An 18208-nucleotide genomic window follows, 5' to 3' on the forward strand; every position below is an offset into this window, starting at 1 on the left:
TCCCTTGGCTTCGGCTAGGGTTGGCCCATGCAGGCGGAAAATCAACCCGGGGCGGATGCCGCACGGCTCGAGCGGCTGGTGGCACGGCAGGCGGAGAAGCGGCATCTGGCCGCCGTCTGGGCGGCGCGGGCGGGCCTTGCCGCCGGCATGACCGTGCTCGATATCGGCGCAGGTACCGGCGCGCTCGCCCTTGAATACGCGGCTCTCGGCGCGCGCGTGCTGGCGATGGACCCGGAGTCCGCATCCCTCGCTTATGCCGAAGCCGAGGCGGCGCGGCGCGGCCTGGCGCTGGAGACGATCGTGGGGCGGGCCGAGACGCTTGCGGCCCTTCCAATGGCGCCGGACCGGGTCATGCTGACCGATGCCCTGCATCACATGCGGGACAGGGATGCGGCGCTGCGCGCGATCCGCGCCGCCATGAAACCATCCGGCGCGCTGTTCATCGCCGAATACGACCCGGCCGGGCCCGGTGCGGTCGGCGCGCCGATGGCGCGGCGGATGACGCCGGCCGAGGCGCAGACGCATCTTGCCGCCGCCGGGTTTTCCGCGGCGGCCGCGGTAGCCGGGCCGGACGAACACTACACGATCCTCGCCGTGCCGTGACTGGCGGTATCGCGCGCGGAGGCGCGGCGCTCGCCGTGGCGGCCGGTCTTGCGGCAGCGCTTCTGCTCCTCGTGCCGCAGGGAATCGGGCCCTTGCTAGGCCTTCTGGCGCTCGGCCTTGCCGGTGGCGCAGCACTCGCCTGGCCGGAAGCGGCGATGGCCGCCTGGCTGCTCCTGGTGGAAACCACGCCGGAGATGTGGCTTTCGGACATGATCGGCGATCACGAGGCGATCATCGCCCTGCTCAAGGTCGCGGGACTAGCGATCATCGGGCTGGCCGCGCTGCGCCGCGGGGTGCGGATGGACCGTTACAATCCGGGTTTCGCCTTTCTCTTCATGTTTATCGGCGGATTCATGCACGGCCTGTGGCCGGGGCTGACGCCGCTCGCCTCGCTGCGCTCGCTGGTCGGCTCGGCGGCGCCGTTCGCCGCCGGCTTCATGCGGGCGGAGGCGCGGATGCGCGCGGCGATCATCCGCTGCACCATCATCGGCCCGGCGGTGACGGTGGCGTTCGGGCTGGCCCTGCACGCGGCCGGGCTGCGCGCGCTCTATGGCGTGCAGCTCGGCGCGATCCGGCTGCAGGCGTCAAGTTCTCCGGCCTTTCTCGGCGGCTTCGCGATGATCGGGATCTATGCCGGGCTGGTCGGCTTCGCCGGTAGCGGTCGGCGGCGCGAATGGGCCTGGATCGGCGCGAATTTCCTGATCCTGCTGGCGAGCGGCGCGCGCGCCCCGCTGGCGCTCGCCACTTTCGCCACGCTCGCCACCCTGGTCGCGGTCGAAGCGCCGGGTTTCGGCATGCGGGAACGGGTGAGCCTGCTGGCGATCGGCGGGGCGGCACTCGCCGCCGTGCTGCTCGCCGGGCCGGCGCTGCATTTCGTCCGCGTGATCGACCTCGTCCATCTCGGCGATGCCGGGAGCCTGTCCAACCGCAACCTGATCTGGCCCTATTTCGAGGCGGCGCTTTCGCGCTCGCCCTGGCTCGGCTGGGGGGTAGGCGCGGGCAAGGTGATCGTGCCGCTGCATTCACCGATCGGCCGCTTCCTCGGCACCAACGCGGCGCATGACGAATATCTGCGCATCGCCTGCGAGGGCGGCGTGCCCGGCGCGCTGCTGCTGTTCGGCCTGCTCGGCCTGTGGCTGTTTCGGGGCAGCGCTGCGCTGCCGGTGGGGCAGCGACGGCTGATCCGCCTTGTGTTTCTCGCCTTCGCAGTGCAATCTCTGACCGATAATACTTTGATCGCAACGACCAGCCTGACGTTCTTCACATGGGCGCGGGCGGTGTTCATCAATCCCGACGAAGGATCGGCCCCGGCATGACCATGCTCCCGCTTTCCCGCCGCGCGCTGCTGGCCGCGCCGGCGTTTCTCGGCCTGGCCCCCGCCTTCGCCCGCGCCGCCGGCACGACGCCGCCGATCTGCATCGTGCTCGATTCGGGCGGCTCGCGCGTTTCCGTCATCGACATGACGACGCGCAAGGTGATCCACACCGAGCCGACGCTGCGCGAACCCGGCCACTGGGCGCTGACGCCCGACCGCAAGACGCTGCTGATCGCCGATGCCTCGGGCAACGCGCTGTTCTTCTTCAACCCCGAAACCGGGCACGAGCGCGGCCACAAGCTGATCCCCGATCCCTACCAGCTCTGGTTCAGCCCGGACGGCAAATTCCTCACCGTGAACTGCCTGCGGCTCAACCATGTCGACATCTACCATGCCGACACGCTGAGCCTCGCCCACCGCTTCCGCGCCGGATCGATGCCGAGCCATCTGAGCTACACGCCGGATTCCAGCACCGTGTTCGTCTCGATGCAGGATTCCGGCACGCTGGTCGCGATCGATCTTGCCACCATGCGCGTCCGCTGGACGGCGCCGGTCGGCAAGACGCCCGCCGGGGTGATGTGGCATGACGGCGTGGTGCTGGTCGCGATCATGGGCAGCGATCATGTCGCCGTGGTCGATCCGGCGACCGGCCGGGTGATGCGCACCGTGCTGACCGACAAGGGCGCGCACAACATCTTCCTCACGCCGGACCGCAGCGAGCTCTACATCACCAACCGCGTCGCCGGCTCGCTGACGGTGCTGGATGCGAAGACTCTCGGCTTCAAGCGGCGGATTCCGATGCCAGGCGGGCCGGATGACCTGTGCTTCGCGCCGGATGGGCGGCTATGGATCGCGCTGCGCTTCGCCTCCCGCGTCGCCGTGCTCGATCCGGCGAGCGGTGCGGTGGACCACATCACGGTCGGCCGCTCGCCGCACGGGATCTATCTCTCGACCCTGCTGACCGACACCGCCGCCCGCACGGCGATGCGCCTGGCCTGAGCATGCTGCCGGCCCATCCGTTCAACGATCTGGCCGGCTGGGTGGAGCAGGTGGCGGTGCTGCCGCTGCTCTACCGGTTCGGCCTGATGCAGTGGAGCGAGCTTTCCTTCGGCTGGACGCTGGTGGCGATCTATGGCGTGACGCAGATGCTGCTGGCCTACGCCGTCTGCGTGCCGCTGGAGCGGGCCATGCCGATCGAGCGGTGGGAAAGCCGGCGGGTGGTGCTGGTCGATGTGTTCTACACGTTTCTCGCCCGCGTCGGCGTGCTGCCGGTGATGACCTTCGTGCTGTTCTACGCGGCACAGGTGCGGCTCGACGGGTTCCTCGCCGATCATGGCTATGTGCCGCCGATGCTGGAGACGATCTTTCCGCCGCTGTTCGGCCATCCGGTAATCACCTTCGCGGTCTACGCGCTGATCCTCGACTTCGCCGATTACTGGCGGCACCGGCTCTCGCACCGCTTCCGTGCCTGGTACGCGCTGCACGCGGTGCATCACGCCCAGCGGCAGATGACCTTCTGGTCGGACGACCGCAACCATGTGCTCGACGAGGTGATCGGCTTTCTCTGGTTCATGGCGGTGGGGCTGCTGATCGGGATTCCGCCGCTGCAATTCCCGCTGCTGGTGCTGATCCTGCGCTTCGTCGAAAGTTTCAGCCACGCCAACATTCGCCTCTCCTTCGGCCGGATCGGCGAGCGGCTGCTGGTCTCGCCGCGGTTTCACCGCGCGCATCACGGCATTCTCGCCGCCGGCGAACGCTCGATCAACTACGGCGCGGTGTTTCCGTTCTGGGACATGATGTTCGGCACCGCCGATTTCTCGAAGGATTTCGCGCCGACCGGCGACCCCGCAGCCCCCGAGGCGATGGCGAGCGGCGGATGGGTGGCCCAGCAATGGTCGGGCCTCGTGCATCTGGTCCGCTCGATCTGACGCGATTTTTCGCTTCCGCCCGGCGCCGATAAGGCGTTTCCTGCGCTGGCCATGCCGACCCTGTGCCGCGACTGCGAGACGATCTTCGAGACCGAAACCGCATGCCCGCACTGCGAGGGGCGGCGCCTCGTCGCGCATGACGAGATCACGACCCTTGCCATCGCCCATATCGACTGCGACGCGTTTTATGCGAGCGTCGAGAAGCGCGACCGGCCCGAGCTTGCCGACCGGCCGGTGATCGTCGGCGGCGGGGCGCGCGGCGTGGTGGCGGCCTGCTGCTACATCGCCCGGCTCTCGGGCGTGCGCTCGGCGATGCCGATATTCAAGGCCAGGAAACTCTGCCCGGATGCGGTGGTGATCGCTCCGGAGATGCGGAAATACGCGGCGGCAGCGGCCGAGATCCGCGCGCTGATGGCCACACTGACGCCGCTGGTGCAGCCGCTGTCGATCGACGAGGCGGCGCTCGACCTCTCCGGCACCGAGGCATTGCACAAGGCTCCGCCGGCCGCGGTGCTGAGCCGCTTCGCCCGCCGGGTGGAGGCGGAGGTGGGGGTGACGGTGTCGGTCGGCCTTGCCGCCAACCGGCTGCTCGCGAAACTCGCCGCCGAGCGTGACAAGCCGCGCGGCTTCGCGGTGCTGGGGTCGGAGGCGGCGGCGGTGCTGGCGCCGGAGCCGGTCGGCATTCTTCCCGGCGTGGGCCCGGCGCTGGCGCGGAAACTCGCCGGCATGGGGATCACCCGCGTTGGCCAGCTCGCAGCCCTCGACGACCGCTCCGCCCGCGCCCGGCTCGGCGAGGACGGGCCGATGCTGGCCGCACGCGCCCGCGGCATCGATCCACGCCCGATCGACCCCGCGCGGGCGACGAAATCGATCAGCGCGGAGACGACCTTCGCCGAGGATATCGACGATGCGGCCTCCCTCGCCCGCGCCCTGTTTCCGCTCTGCGAGAAACTCGCCCGGCGGCTGCGCGCCGAGGGCTTCGCCGCCGCCGGGCTCGTGCTCAAGCTCAAGACCGCCAGCTTCGAGACGCATACCCATGCGGTGCGGCTGACCGGGCCGACGCAGCTGGCCGAGACCATCTTCGAGGCGGCGAAGCCCATCCTGATGCGTGCGGCGGGCCCGCGCTACCGGCTGATCGGGATCGGCGCGGCCCGGCTCGCCGCGGCGGCGGAGGCCGATCGCGGCGATCTGGTCGACCGGGAAACGCCCCGCCGCGCCGCCCGCGAGGATGCAGTCGAGCGGTTGCGGGCGAAATTCGGCACCGGCATCATCCGCCGCGGCGGGTAGGCTTTCCAGCCGACGCCATACTTGCCCGGGACTGTGCAAAACCGATAGGCTCGCCACAGGAGGATCGTCGATGAAATTACGCGGAAACCCCGCCATCTTCGTCGCGGCGCTGTTTCTGGCGGGCGCCGGAAACGCCGTGGCGGCGCCACGGGTGATCGTCGAACATGTCGGGCCATTCGATGCGATCGCCCTGCATGGCCGGTTCCGGCTCGATTTCACCTCCGGTGCTGCGCGGTCGGTGCGGCTCGCCGGCGATCCCTATCTGGTGGAAAACCTCGCCGTGAGCGTGAAGCGCGGCGTACTGTTGATCGACCGCCCCGCCCCGCTCGACCTGCCGAAGCGCGAGACCGTGGAGGTGACGATCACCGCGCCAGCGCTTGCAGAACTGACGACGAGGGGGTTCGTCCGCGCGGAATTGCGGGGGCTTTCAGGACCACGCTTCGACTTCACCAATGACGGCGCGGCGGCCGCCACGCTGTCGGGGCAGGTCGGGCGGTTCAGCATGGTCTCGCGCGGCGTTGCCTCGATCGATGCGAGCGGGCTGCACGCCGCCGGCGCGCGCATCGCGGCGCGGGGCCAGGCGAACCTGATCGTCTTCGCCAGCAAGGACGCCAATGTGACGATGTATGGCGAAGGCCGGGTCGTGGTACTCGGCCATCCGAAGGCGCATACCTTCAAGTCGCTCGCCTATGGGGTCATCACCCAGCGCTGACGTGCGGGCAACAAAAAAGGCGCCGTTCGCACGGCGCCTTTTCCGAGACAGGCGGGTTCAGGCCGCCTTCAGGTTCTCGGCAGACATCTTGCCTTCGCGGCCCTTGCGGACCTCGAATTCAAGGCGCTGACCCTCGTCGATCCGGCCGAGGCCGGCGCGCTCGACGGCGGAAATGTGCACGAACACGTCCTTCGACCCGTCATCCGGCTGGATGAAGCCATAGCCCTTGGTTGCGTTGAACCACTTAACAGTACCTGTCGACATCGCGACTCTCCAAACAAACGGCAGCCCGCGATATGCGGGCCAGCTAACTCTTCAACTTGGGGAGGTGTCGAAGGCGGTAACGCCGTAACGCACGCAGCAACCAGAACCGAAAAGCGCCGTGCGGTCCTTATACAGGTTTTTCGACCCGAGGGCCAGCATGGAATTGGACACGCGCCCGCCGAGCCCGCTGCCGGCAACCTATACCCTTGATATCGCGATGATCGCCCCCTCCCGGACGGGCCGTGCGGGTCAGGAGCGGAAGACAACGCTCCGCCCCGCGGGCGTTCCCGTCACGGCGCCATCGCGCATCGCCACCCGGCCGCGGATGATCGTCATCACCGGCCAGCCGGTGACGCGCTCGCCCTCGAACGGCGACCAGCCGCAGGGGCTGGCGAGCCAACCCGCCTCGATGCGCTGCTGGCGCCGCAGGTCAACCAGGGTGAAATCGGCGTCATAGCCGGCGGCGATCCGCCCCTTGCCGACCGCGCCGTAAATCCGCGCCGGCCCCGCCGCCATGAGATCGACCAGCCGGGTGAGCGGCAGCCGCCCCTTCGCCACCTGGTCGAGCATCACCGGCACCAGGGTCTGCACGCCGGTCAGCCCGGCCGCGGTTTCCGGCCAGGGGCGTTCCTTCGCTTCCCGGGGATGCGGCGCGTGGTCTGAGCCGATCGTGTCCACCAGCCCATCCGCCACCGCGCGCCACGCCGCCTCGACATGGCGCCGATCGCGGATCGGCGGATTCATCACCGCATAGGCGCCAAGCCGGTCATAGGCGTCGGGCGCCATCTGGGTCAGGTGATTGACCAGCACCTCGACGCTGGCGACATCGCGAAAATCGCGCAGATAGGCGAATTCTTCCTCGGTCGAGACATGCAGGATATGCGCCGGGCGGCCGGTGCGGCGGGCTAGCGCCATGATCCGCCTTGTGCCGAGCGCCGCGCATTCCGGGTCGCGCCAGACCGCGTGGTTGGCGTAGGCCATGCCGGTGGAGAATTCGCCGCGCCGCGCCTGCAGGCGGTATTCATCCTCGGAATGGAAGGCGATCCGCCGCCGTCCGGCGCGCATCACACGTTCGATCGAGGCGTCATCCTCGACCAGCAGGTTACCAGTTGAGGAGCCGGCGAAAACCTTGATCGCGCAGATCCCGGGCTCGGCCTCGAGGGTGGCGAGTTCGGCGATATTGTCCTTCGTCGCGCCGACATAGAGGCCGACATCGCACCACGCCCGGCCGGCGAGCGAGTCCCGCTTCGCCGCCAGCGCCGCCTGTCCGGTAGCCGGCGTGCCGGTGTTCGGCATGTCGAAGATCGCGGTGATGCCGCCGAGCACCGCACCGCGCGTGCCGGTTTCCATCGTCTCGACCGCCGGCAGCTCGCCGCTGCCGGAGTCGCGGAAATGCACATGCGGGTCGATCAGCCCCGGCAGCACGTGCAGGCCGCGCGCGTCGATCGTCTCGGCCGCCTCGCCCGCGGCGGCGAGGGTGGCAATCCGCCCGTCCCGCACGCCGATCCGCCCGGTTGCCTCGCCCCAGGGCAGGATCAGGGTGCCGTTCTCGATGATCAGATCATAGCGCTCGGTCATGCCCGTTCTCCCAGTGTTTCGAACACATCGCCATCGGCGGCGCCGCCGAGCCCGTGGCGGTGATGCCACAGGGCAAGGAACAGCAACCGCCAGCATGCCACGCCGGCCCGGCGGTCGGCCGCGCGGTCGAACAGGTCGCGCACGCGCGCCGGCGCCGCGACCTCGGCGATGACCGGCGCGCGCGACACCAGCTCGCCAAGGCGCTGGCCCTGCCCGGCGATCCAGGCGGCGACCGGCACATCGAACCCCTGCTTGCGGGCGAAGGGGCGCGCCGCCGGCAGATTCGCCTCCAGCCATTTGCGCAGCAGATATTTGCCGAGCCCCCGGCGCGCCCGCAGCCTATCCGGCAGGGCGAAGGCGAAGCGCGCCACCTCGCGGTCGAGGAACGGCGTGCGCCCCTCGACGCCATGCGCCATCAGGCAGCGATCGAGCTTGAGCAGCAGGTCGTCGGGCAGCCAGGTCGCGACATCCTCGCGCTGCGCGCGACCGAGGCCGCCGCCGCCCGCCGCCTGCCGCGCGCGCAGCAGGCCGGCGCGCCAGGCATCGCCGTCATCGCGCAGCAGGCCGAGCCCGTCGAACGCGCCGCGGGCGCGCATCGGCCGGGCGAAGGGCCAGGGCCGCGCCGCCGCGCGGTAACGTCCGTAGCCGGCGAACATCTCGTCCCCGCCCTCGCCCGAGAGAACGACCTTCACGCTCTGGCGCGCATGGCGGGCGAGGAACCAGGTGGGGATGATGGCGTAATCGGCGGCCGGATCGTCCATCGCGGCGACGATGGCGGGCAGGTGCCGCCAGGTCATCGCCTCGGTGATCTCGATCCGCTCGTGCCGCGCGCCCACGGCGCGGGCGGTCGCCGCGGCATCGTCGCGCTCGTCGGCCACCGTGTCGCGGTCGAATCCGGCGGTGAAGGCGAGCACCGGCGTCTCGTTCAGCCGCGCCATCAGGGCGAGAATCGCGGCGCTGTCGATCCCGCCGGAGAGAAACACGCCATAGGGCACGTCGCTGCGCTGGTGCAGCTCGACCGATTGCGCCAGCACCGCATCGAGCGCGACGAGGGCCGCATCCTCGTCGCGCGGCGCCTCGCCCGGCTCGATCGGCGGATGGCCGAGCAGTGCCGCCTCGGCGCCATCGCGCAAGGTGAGCAGCGCGCCCGGCGGCACCCGTTCGATCCCGGCGAAGACCGTCGCGGTGCCGGTGGTGAATTGCAGTTGCAGCAGCTCGACGAGGCGCGCGGTGTCAATCCGCCGTTTCGCGAGCCCGGCGGCGAGCAGCGCCTGCGGCTCGGAGGCGAACGCGGTGCCCTGATCGGCGGCGCAGCGGTAGAGCGGCTTGATGCCGAACGGATCGCGCACCAGCGTCACCACGCCGCGCTCGGAATCGTCGATCGCCAGCGCATACATCCCGCGCAGCGACGGCACGATGTCCGCCTCGACGCGGGCGAGGTGGAGCGGCGGCTCGCAATCGCTGCCGGTGCGGAAAGGAACCTGCGGCAGGGAAGCGCGCAGCTCGCGGTTGTTGTAGATTTCGCCATTGCCGATCAGCGCGGCGCCGGCGCCGAACAGCGGCTGGTCGCCGGTCGCGAGATCGACGATGGCGAGCCTTGTATGCACCAGCGCCGCGCGCTCGCTGACATGGGTGCCCGCGCCATCCGGCCCGCGATGCGCCAGCGCCCGGGCGAGCGCTGCGAGGGTTTCCGGCGCGATCCGCGCCCCCGGCTTCAGCGCGAGACCCGCGATGCCGCACATCAGCGCCGCACCCCGGAAAGGTAATCGCGCCAGGTCGCCATCACGACCGGGGCGGCGAACTCCGCCTCGAACCGCGCCCGGCCGGCGGCGGCGAAATCGGCGCGGCGGGCGGGATCGGCGAGCAGGGCCGCGATCGCGGCGGAGAGGGACTGCGTGTCGCCGAGCGGCACCAGCACGCCATCCACCCCGTCGCGGATCACCTCGCGCGGCCCCTCGGCGGCAACCGCCACCACCGGGGTCGCGGCGGAGAACGCCTCCAGCACCATGTTGCCGAGCGGTTCATGGCGCGAGGACGAGACGAACAGGTCGGCCATCCGCAGCAGCGCGCCGACATCGCGCCGCCAGCCGGCGAGATGGACCCGCCCGCCAAGCCCGCGCGCGGCGACCAGCGCCTCCAGACCAGCGCGTTCCGGCCCCTCGCCGGCGATCACCAGATGCGCGCCGGAGACCGGCTCGATCGCGCGGATCAGATCGTCGAACCCCTTGACCTCGTGCAGCCGCCCGAGGGCGAGCACCAGCGGTGCCGATGCCGGCACGCCGAGCGCCTCGCGCGCGGCGGGCGGCTCGGCGGCGAAATCGGCGACGAAATTGGGCAGGTAGGCGATGCGCTCGCGCGGCCAGCCCTGCGCGCCGATCCAGCGCACGATGTCGCGGGTGTTGCCGACCAGATGATCGCAGCGGCGGAAATATTTCAGCGGGTAGTAGCCGCCGAGCCGGCCGATGAGCGCCCAGTCGCCGCGCGGCGCGTGAAAGGCGGCGCGGCTCATCCACGCCATCGCCAACTCGGCGCCGAAGCCGCGCAGCGCCGCCCCCGCGCGCGGGCGGGTGAGGAGATCGAGCGGGCCGCCATAGCGCAGCCCGACCGGATCGAGCCCCGCGCCGCGCAGCAGGCTCATCCGCGCCGGATCGGGGCGGATCACCGGCAGCACCGTCTCGCCGGCCTCGTGCAGCGCCAGCGTCATCCGCTCGAAGAACAGCTCGGCGCCGCCATTCGCGGCACCGGCCATCAGTTGCGCGATCCTCATGCCGCCACCGCCCGCGCCGCGAGGTCTCGCGCCGCCGCGATCACCGGCTCCACGCCCAACCCCTGCATCGGCGCCTCGCCCTCGGGGCCGGGCGCCGCGACGAAGGCGGCACAGGGGCCGGCGGGCGCGTATTCGGAAGCGCGGGAACGGCCAAACAGGCCGAGCGTCGGCGTGCCGGCGGCGGCGGCAAGGTGCATGAGCCCGGAATCATTGCCCACGAACAGGGCGCAGCGGGCGAGGCAGGCGGCCGCCTCGACCACCGATACGCGGCCGACCAGGTCGATCGCGCCGGGCAGCGCCGCAAGCACCGGGGCGGCGCGCGCCGCCTCGGCCTTGCCCGGGCCGCCGAAGACCGCAACGCGCCGATACTCCAGCGCGCGAGCCAGGGCGACGAAGCGCTCGGCCGGCCAGATCTTGCCATCCCAGTTCGCGGTCGGGCCGAGGCCGAGCACCGGCGCGCCCTCGGGCAGCAGGCGGGCGGCGATGGCGCGGTCCGCCGGCGCAGTCCAGACCACCGGCAGCGGCGCCGGCTCGAACCCGCAGGAGGCGCCGACCTGCCGGTAGCGCCGGCCGGGCCGCCGCCCGCCGCGCACCACGATCCGCCGCCCGGCGCGCAGCGTATAGGCCAGCGCCGAGCCACGAAAATCCACCACCACCTCCCAGCGATCGCGCACCAGCCGGCTCCACAGCGAGAGCCAGTGGCGATCCTGCCGCTGCTTCTCGAAAACGATCAACCGCTCCAGCCCCGGCAGCCGCGCGAACACGCCGGCGGAAGCGGCGCCGCAGGCCACTGTCAGCCGCGCGCCGGGATAATCGCGCCGGATGCGTTCCATCGCGCCGGAGGCGATCACCGCGTCGCCGATGCGGGACGAGGCTATGAACAGGATTCTCATGCTGCGGTGGCTGTAGCACGGCTTGCCGCCGCACGGCCAAGGGGCCACATCCCGATCATGACGACGATCGCATATCTTCCCGCGCGCGGCGTGGTCGGGATCGAGGGACCCGACCGTGTCGCCTTTCTCCAGGGCCTCGTGTCGAACGACGTGACGAAGGCGGAACCGGGCCGGGCCGTCTGGTCCGCGCTGCTCACGCCGCAGGGGCGCTATCTGGCCGAATTCTTCATTCTTGCCGCGGGCAAGTCGCTCCTGCTGGAGTCACCGCGCGCGGCGGTCGCGGAGTTGATCCGCCGGCTCTCGCGCTTCCGGCTGCGCAGCCAGGTCACCCTGCGCGACCGGTCGGACGACTTCGCCGTGCATGCCGCATGGGGCGGCGCGCTCCCTGTCACACCCCCCGGCGCGATCACCGCCGCCGATCCGCGCCTGCCCGAAGCCGGCCACCGGATACTGGCTCCGGCGCCGCTGGCCGGAGCGGCGGATGAACCCGCCTATCGCGCCCACCGGCTGGCGCTCGGCCTGCCGGATCACGACGATCTCGAACCGGAAAAGACCCTGCTGATGGAAGCCGGCTTCGGCGAGCTGAACGGGATCGACTGGGACAAGGGCTGCTACATGGGGCAGGAACTCACCGCCCGCACCCGCTACCGGGGGCTGGTCAAGCGCCGGCTTGTTCCGGTCGAAGCCGAAGCCGAGCTGCCCGCCGCCGGAGCGATCACCGCCGGCGGCCGCGAGGTCGGCACGCTGCGGACGAGCCTCGGCCGGCGCGGCCTCGCACTGCTGCGGCTCGATGCGCTGGGCACCCCGCTAAGCCTCGACGGCATCGTGCTGACGCCCGATATTCCATCCTGGATGACCCTGCCGGAGACCGCGACACCATGATCGTCGTTCACCATCTCGAAGCGTCGCGCTCGCAGCGCGTGCTCTGGCTGCTCGAAGAACTCGGCCTCGAATACGAGGTGCAGCATTATGACCGCGACCGGAAGACCAAGCTCGCCCCGCCATCCCTCCGCGCGGTCCATCCGCTCGGCAAGTCACCCGTGATCACCGATGGCGGCATCACCGTCGCCGAGACCGGCGCGATCGTCGAATACCTCATCGGCACCTACGGCAAGGGGCGGCTGATTCCGCCCGAGGGCACCGACGAGCGGCGCCGCTACACCTACTGGCTGCACCATGCCGAGGGCTCGGCGATGCCGTTCCTGGTGATGAAGCTGGTATTCGACGAAATGCCGAAACAGGCGCCCTTCGTGCTCAAGCCGCTGATGCGCGCCATCGGCAACAAGGTGGGGGATGCGTTTCTCGACCCCAATCTCGGCGCCAATATCCGGTTCTGGGAAGACGCGCTGGCGAACTCGGCCTGGTTCGCCGGCGATGCGCTGACCGGCGCCGACATCATGATGAGCTTCCCGATCGAGGCGGCGAACACAAGGGGGCTGCTGCGCGGCAATTACCCGCGGCTCAACGCCTTTCTCGCCGCGATCCACGCAAGGCCGGCATGGCAGCGGGCGCTGGAGCGCGGCGGCCCCTACCCGTTCGCCTGAGCGGCGCTCAGCCGCACAGGGCGGCGCGCGCCGCGCGGTATTCGGCGATCAGCCGCGCGACCCGCTCGCCCGCCGGCAACACCGCATCGACCGCGCCGATCCCCTGCCCCGAACCCCAGATGTCCTTCCACGCCTTGGCCTTGGCGCCCTCGTGGAAATTCATCGCCGAGGCATCGCTCTGCGGCAGGTTGTCCGGGTCGAGCCCGGCGGCAACGATGCTCGGGCGCAGATAGTTGCCATGCACCCCGGTGAAGAGATTGGTGTAGACGATATCTTCAGCGCCGCTGCCGACGATCGCCTGCTTGTAGGCCTCGCCCGCATTGGCCTCCTCGGTGGCGATGAAGGCCGAGCCGATATAGGCGAAGTCCGCCCCCATCGCCTCGGCGGCGAGCACGGCACGGCCGGTCGCGATCGCGCCGGAGAGCGCGAGCGGCCCGTGGAACCAGGTGCGGATCTCCTGCACCAGCGCGAAGGGCGAGAGCGTGCCGGCATGGCCGCCCGCGCCGGCAGCCACGGCGATCAGCCCGTCCGCCCCCTTCTCGATCGCCTTGCGGGCAAAGCGGTTGTTGATGATGTCGTGCAGCACGATGCCGCCATAGCCATGCACCGCCTGGTTCACCTCCGGCCGCGCGCCCAGCGAGGTGATCACCAGCGGCGCGCGGTATTTCACGCAGAGTTCGAGATCCTGCTCAAGCCGCGCGTTGGAGCGGTGCACGATCTGGTTGACCGCGAAGGGCGCCGCCTTGCGGTCGGGATGCGCACGGTCCCAGGCCGCCAGCGTTTCGGTGATTTCTGCCAGCCACTCGTCGAGTTGCGCGGCCGGCCGGGCGTTCAGCGCCGGAAACGAACCGACAATGCCGGCGATGCACTGGGCAATGACCAGTTTCGGATTGGAGATGATGAACAGCGGCGACCCGATGACCGGAATCGCCAGCCTGTTTCGAAGATCTTGTGCGGCGCTCATCCCCCGACTGTGCCGAGGGTTCCCCTAAACGTCAACTACTGCCGATCGCAACACCCACGGCAAAGACGATAGCGCCGCCGAGCGCCACCTGAAGGGCGGCCTGCAACGGCGGCGTGTCCATGTATTTGGTGCGAATCCAGGAAATCGCTCCGAGTTCGACAACGACGACGGCGAAGGCCAGCACCATCGCGGTCCAGAAATTCGGGATGAGGAAGGGCAGCGTGTGGCCGAGGCCACCCAGCGTCGTCATCGCGCCGGTGATCGCGCCGCGCATCAGCGGCGAACCCCGGCCGGTCAGGCTGCCATCGTCGGACAGGGCCTCGGCGAAGCCCATGGAAATGCCGGCGCCGAGCGAGGCGGCGATGCCGACGATGAAGGCCTGCCACGGGCTGCCGGAGGCGAAGGCGGCGGCGAAGACCGGCGCCAGGGTGGACACCGAGCCGTCCATCAGCCCGGCGAGACCGGGCTGGATGTAGCGCAGCACGAAATTGCGGCGGGCGGTATCGTCCTCGGCGGAGCGCACTTCCTCGGTCAGGTTCTCGCGGGCGAGACGATCGGCAAGGCGCTCATGACCGGCTTCCGCCTCGGCAAGGTCGCCGAGCAGCTTGCGCGTCGCCGCGTCGCTCGTGCGGCTGGCGGCGAGGCGGTAGAAATTCTGGGTTTCCGCCTCCATGCTCTCGGCCAGCTTGCGGACATCGTTGATCGTGGGTTTCGGCACTTGCCAGACCGGCTTGCGGGCCAGGAACCCGCGGACATCCTGCCGGCGGATCAGCGGGATATGGTCGCCGAATTTCCGCTGGTAGAGATCGATCAGCGCACGACGATGATCGCTCTCTTCCGCCGCCATCTCGGAAAACACCTTCGCCGAGGCCGGGAAATCGGCATGAAGCGATTCGGCGATGTCGGCATAGATCCGGCCGTCCTCCTCCTCGGCGCCGATGGCGAGGGCCAGGATTTCGCGGTCCGACAGTTCTGAAAAATTGCGCATGCGCAAGACATGGCCGCACCGTCCCAAGAGGTCAAGCACCTTGTTTTATTTGAGATTTATTTGCAATTAGCGGCGTCACTTCAGCCTTGCGCCTCACGGCAAAGCCTGCATGATGTTATCATGAATGTCAGCCTGTCGCCGCTTGTGCCACGCCCTGACCCGACCCCCTGCAACTGCGGGTCTGGCCTGCGGGCACGGCGCTGCTGCGCCCTCGATGAGGGTGGCCCGCCGGATCCCGCGCATCACGCGCTGATCGCCCCGCACATGAAACAGGCCCGCGCCGCCGCGGATGCCGGGCGTCATCTCGAGGCGGAGCGGCTCGTGCTCCAGATCCTCGACCTCGCGCCGCTACATCCCGAAGCGCTGCGGCTGCTTTACGATAAACGCCGCGCGGAAGGGCGGATCGCGGCCGCCATCGCGCTGGCCGCCCGGATCGCGGCCCTGCCGCCCGAAACCCCGGCCGCCCATGTCCAACATGCGCACCTTCTGGTCAACGCGGGCCGCCACGCCGAGGCGGAAGCACCGGCGCGGCGGGCCGTCATGCTGGCTCCGCGCGATCCGGTCGGGCATCACCTGCTGGGCCTGATCCAGACCGCAACCGGCCGGGCCGCCTATGGCGAACGGCATTACCGTATCGCCGAGGCGTTGTCGGAAACCACGGACCCGGTCCTGCTGGGCAATCTCGCCTGGAACCTGCGCCAGCAGGGGCGGCTGGACGAGGCGACGCTGATCTATGCGCGGGTCCTGCAAGGCGCCGGCCGCACGCCGCACCGCATTGGCGAGCTCGCGCAGGTCGAGGCGGGGCGCGGCCGGCACGATGCCGCCGCGGCGCTGGCCGCCGAGGCCGCGGCGGCCGACCCCGACAATCGCAGCCTCGCGGTTCTGCTCGACCTCGTCAGGCTGCGCGCGGGCGAGGCCGGGGCGGTGCTGGAGCGGATCGCCGCCACCGAGGCCCGGATCGCGCCACAGCCCCTGATGACGACGGAGCTGGCCCTGCGGGGCCGCGCCCTCGAGCGCCTCGGTCGGTACGAAGACGCCTGGGCCGCCTATCAGGCCGGCCGCGCCTTTCAACGTGACCATGCCAGGCGTCGCTTCGACCCCGCACCGATCGAGGCGAGGCTCGCGGCCATCCAGAGCACCTTCCAGGCCAACCGGCTGTTGGGGCTGCCGCGGGCGGAAACGCCGGCGAACACGCCGAAGCCGGTCTTCCTGCTCGGCACGCCGCGCTCGGGCTCGTCGCTGCTCGAACATCTGCTCGCCCAGGCCCCGGACATCGATCCCGGCGACAGCCGCGCGCCGCTGCCCGCCCTCGCCCGCCTGCTGGCCTCGCTGGTCGCCAGCTTCGGCGGCCCCGAGGCCAGCTTTCCGGCCGCGCTCCACGCCATCGCCGCCGGCGAGGCGCGGGACATTCCCGGTGTTCTCGCCATGCGCTACGCGTCCCTGCTGCGCGCCAACGGCATCGCCGGGCCGCAGGCGCGCTTCGTCACCGACCGCCACCCCGACCTGCCCTGGCTGCTCGGCCTTGTCACCACAGTGTTCGCCGATGCGCCGGTGATCCATGTGCTGCGCCACCCGCTCGACGTCGTGCTGTCCGGCTTCGCGCAGGACAGGCTGTACGAAGGCGATGCCGGCGTCACGCTGGCCAGCCTCGCCCGGCTTTACGATGCGCAGATGAGCGCGATCGCGCAGGTCCGCGGGCAAGTGACCATGCGATACCTCGCCGTGCGCTACGAGGATCTGGTCGGCGACACGGAAGCGACGGTCGGCCGCGTGCTCGCCTTCATCGGCCATGCCGGCGATCCCGCGGCGATGGTCGCGGCGCCGCCCCGCGCCGTCCCGCGCGTTCCCGCCTATCGGGCCGAGCTGGAGCCGCTGCATCGGCGGGCGGTGTTCCGGCATCGGCTTTTCGGCGACGTCTTCGGCGAGGCGATGCCCGTTCTGGCCCCCTGGATCGAACGTCTCGGCTATGCCGCACCGGAGACACGACCCGCATGAACGCCGCCACGCCACGGACAACAAATACCACGGTCGGCGAGTTGATCGCGGAAATCACCGCGCTCGAGCGCGAGGGACGGCTTCACGATGCCGAGGCGCTGGCCGCGCGCGCCGCCGCCGCCTTGCCGCGGCACCCGCACATGCTGCACCTCGCCGGCATGCTGGCGCATCGGCGCGGCGACATTCCGCGGGCCATCGAACTGATCGAGGCCTCGCTCGCCCTCGCGCCGGACGTCGCGCTCTATCCGCGCAACGCCAGCTACATCTATCGCAGAGCCGGCAGGCTCGACGACGCGCTGGCGACCGCGTTGCGCGCCGCCGCCCTGGCGCCGGACAATCGCGACGCGCATCATAACCTCGCGCTCATCCACCTTGAGCGCCACGAGCTTGATGCCGGAATCGAAGCCGTCGACCGCGCCATCGCACTCGCGCCCGACTTCGCCGAGGCGCATTTCGCCCGCGCCGAGCTGCTGCTGCTCGGCGGGCGGCTGGCGGAAGGCTGGGAGAGCTACGAGTGGCGTTTCAAGCTGAAGCAGGCCGAGGGCATGCTGCCGAAAACCGACAAGCCGCAATGGGATGGCAGCCCGTTGCCCGAGGGGCGGCTGCTGCTGGTGGCCGACCAGGGGTTCGGCGACTGCATCCAGTTCGGCCGCTACATCCCCTGGGCCGCCGCCCGCGCGCCAAACCCCGTCCTCGCCTGCGAAAGCTCCCTGAAGCCGCTGCTGCGGCAACTCCCCGAGATCGGCCGGTTCGCGGACAGCTGGGCCGCCGCCGGCGAGTACGACGCCTATATACCGCTCTCCGGCCTGCCGCGCCTCGCCGGCACGACGATCGCGACGATTCCGGCTCAAATCCCCTATCTGCGGGCCGACCCGCGCATGGTCGAGGCCTGGCGCCGGCGCCTCGCCACGCTGGTGCCGCCGGGGCTGAAGCGCGTCGGCCTGGTCTGGGCCGGCCGCCCTGCCCACTTGAACGACCACAAGCGCACGGTGCGGCTCGGGCGCTTCGCGCCGCTCTTCGCCCGGCCCGACATCGCCATCGTCACCGTGCAGAAAGGCGACCGGATCGACGAGGTCGGCAACTATTTCGGCCGCGCGCCGCTGGTCAATCTCGGCCCGTCGATCTTCGATTTCACCGATACCCTGGCGATCCTGCACTGCCTCGACCGGCTGGTGACGATCGACACCTCGGTCGCCCATCTGGCGGGCGCGGCCGGCGTGGCCACCTCCGTCATCCTGCCCTACACGCCCGACTGGCGCTGGCTGCTGGACCGCGAGGACACACCTTGGTACCCGTCATTGCGCCTTTTCCGCCAGGAACGCGCGGCCGACTGGTCGGGCGTGATCGAGCGGGTTGCCGGGAGTATCTAG

The 18208-nt window shown here is 70.4% G+C and carries 17 protein-coding genes; 10 read left to right on the forward strand and 7 right to left on the reverse strand.

Annotated elements, in window-relative coordinates:
* Window positions 1-27 precede the first annotated feature (27 nt).
* From ACIDOCELLA78_RS83950 to ACIDOCELLA78_RS83975, 6 genes are all read left to right on the forward strand, one after another.
* On the forward strand, window positions 28-603 hold the full coding sequence (locus tag ACIDOCELLA78_RS83950) for a class I SAM-dependent methyltransferase (RefSeq protein ID WP_201727883.1): 576 nt from the start codon (window positions 28-30) through the stop codon (window positions 601-603).
* On the forward strand, window positions 600-1919 hold the full coding sequence (locus ACIDOCELLA78_RS83955) for an O-antigen ligase (RefSeq protein ID WP_201727884.1): 1320 nt from the start codon (window positions 600-602) through the stop codon (window positions 1917-1919). Before ACIDOCELLA78_RS83950 ends, ACIDOCELLA78_RS83955 begins: the two co-directional genes overlap by 4 nt.
* Window positions 1916-2917 (forward strand): beta-propeller fold lactonase family protein, encoded by a 1002-nt coding sequence (locus ACIDOCELLA78_RS83960; RefSeq protein ID WP_201727885.1) that lies wholly within the window; start codon window positions 1916-1918, stop codon window positions 2915-2917. Before ACIDOCELLA78_RS83955 ends, ACIDOCELLA78_RS83960 begins: the two co-directional genes overlap by 4 nt.
* Window positions 2918-2919: 2 nt before the next feature.
* Complete coding sequence (locus ACIDOCELLA78_RS83965) at window positions 2920-3846, forward strand: sterol desaturase family protein (protein ID WP_201727886.1); 927 nt, start codon at window positions 2920-2922, stop codon at window positions 3844-3846.
* A gap of 51 nt (window positions 3847-3897) precedes the next feature.
* Entirely contained in the window at window positions 3898-5133 is a 1236-nt protein-coding gene (locus tag ACIDOCELLA78_RS83970) for a DNA polymerase IV (RefSeq protein WP_201727887.1), read from the forward strand.
* 70 nt (window positions 5134-5203) lie between these two features.
* Window positions 5204-5845 carry a GIN domain-containing protein gene (locus tag ACIDOCELLA78_RS83975; protein WP_201727888.1) on the forward strand — a complete coding sequence of 214 codons (642 nt, stop codon included), beginning with the start codon at window positions 5204-5206 and terminating at the stop codon, window positions 5843-5845.
* 57 nt (window positions 5846-5902) lie between these two features.
* Here the strand turns inward: ACIDOCELLA78_RS83975 and ACIDOCELLA78_RS83980 are convergent, their stop codons facing one another.
* The 5 genes from ACIDOCELLA78_RS83980 to ACIDOCELLA78_RS84000 all read right to left on the reverse strand — a co-directional run bounded on the left by ACIDOCELLA78_RS83980 (window position 5903) and on the right by ACIDOCELLA78_RS84000 (window position 11347).
* Window positions 5903-6109, reverse strand: coding sequence for a cold-shock protein (locus ACIDOCELLA78_RS83980; protein ID WP_007422074.1), 207 nt, complete (start codon window positions 6107-6109; stop codon window positions 5903-5905).
* Between the two features lie 249 nt (window positions 6110-6358).
* Complete coding sequence (locus ACIDOCELLA78_RS83985; RefSeq protein WP_201727889.1) at window positions 6359-7687, reverse strand: dihydroorotase; 1329 nt, start codon at window positions 7685-7687, stop codon at window positions 6359-6361.
* Window positions 7684-9429: an asparagine synthase (glutamine-hydrolyzing) gene (asnB, locus tag ACIDOCELLA78_RS83990; protein WP_201727890.1), complete on the reverse strand. Its 1746-nt coding sequence runs from the start codon at window positions 9427-9429 to the stop codon at window positions 7684-7686. The genes ACIDOCELLA78_RS83985 and asnB overlap by 4 nt, the downstream gene beginning before the upstream one ends.
* Window positions 9429-10454, reverse strand: a complete 1026-nt coding sequence (locus ACIDOCELLA78_RS83995; protein ID WP_201727891.1) for a glycosyltransferase — start codon at window positions 10452-10454, stop codon at window positions 9429-9431. The genes asnB and ACIDOCELLA78_RS83995 overlap by 1 nt, the downstream gene beginning before the upstream one ends.
* Window positions 10451-11347: a glycosyltransferase family 9 protein gene (locus ACIDOCELLA78_RS84000; RefSeq protein ID WP_201727892.1), complete on the reverse strand. Its 897-nt coding sequence runs from the start codon at window positions 11345-11347 to the stop codon at window positions 10451-10453. The genes ACIDOCELLA78_RS83995 and ACIDOCELLA78_RS84000 overlap by 4 nt, the downstream gene beginning before the upstream one ends.
* 48 nt (window positions 11348-11395) lie before the next feature.
* Here ACIDOCELLA78_RS84000 and ACIDOCELLA78_RS84005 point away from each other — a divergent pair, with 48 nt between their 5' ends.
* Window positions 11396-12229, forward strand: coding sequence for a folate-binding protein YgfZ (locus tag ACIDOCELLA78_RS84005; RefSeq protein WP_201727928.1), 834 nt, complete (start codon window positions 11396-11398; stop codon window positions 12227-12229).
* Entirely contained in the window at window positions 12226-12891 is a 666-nt protein-coding gene (locus tag ACIDOCELLA78_RS84010) for a glutathione S-transferase (RefSeq protein WP_201727893.1), read from the forward strand. The genes ACIDOCELLA78_RS84005 and ACIDOCELLA78_RS84010 overlap by 4 nt, the downstream gene beginning before the upstream one ends.
* Before the next feature lie 7 nt (window positions 12892-12898).
* Here ACIDOCELLA78_RS84010 and ACIDOCELLA78_RS84015 read toward each other — a convergent pair whose 3' ends face one another.
* Window positions 12899-13855: a nitronate monooxygenase family protein gene (locus tag ACIDOCELLA78_RS84015; protein ID WP_201727894.1), complete on the reverse strand. Its 957-nt coding sequence runs from the start codon at window positions 13853-13855 to the stop codon at window positions 12899-12901.
* Window positions 13856-13886: 31 nt separating this feature from the next.
* On the reverse strand, window positions 13887-14843 hold the full coding sequence (gene mbfA, locus ACIDOCELLA78_RS84020; RefSeq protein WP_201727895.1) for an iron exporter MbfA: 957 nt from the start codon (window positions 14841-14843) through the stop codon (window positions 13887-13889).
* A 120-nt stretch (window positions 14844-14963) separates the two neighbouring features.
* Between mbfA and ACIDOCELLA78_RS84025 the strand changes: the two genes are divergently transcribed.
* Together ACIDOCELLA78_RS84025 and ACIDOCELLA78_RS84030 are read left to right on the forward strand one after the other, a co-directional pair.
* The gene (locus ACIDOCELLA78_RS84025; protein WP_201727896.1) at window positions 14964-16838 is read left to right on the forward strand and encodes a sulfotransferase; all 1875 of its coding nucleotides are present in this window, start codon (window positions 14964-14966) and stop codon (window positions 16836-16838) included.
* A complete protein-coding gene (locus tag ACIDOCELLA78_RS84030; protein WP_201727897.1) occupies window positions 16835-18208 on the forward strand; it encodes a tetratricopeptide repeat protein in 1374 nt (457 codons plus the stop codon). The genes ACIDOCELLA78_RS84025 and ACIDOCELLA78_RS84030 overlap by 4 nt, the downstream gene beginning before the upstream one ends.

The sequence above is a fragment of the Acidocella sp. C78 genome (assembly GCF_907164655.1).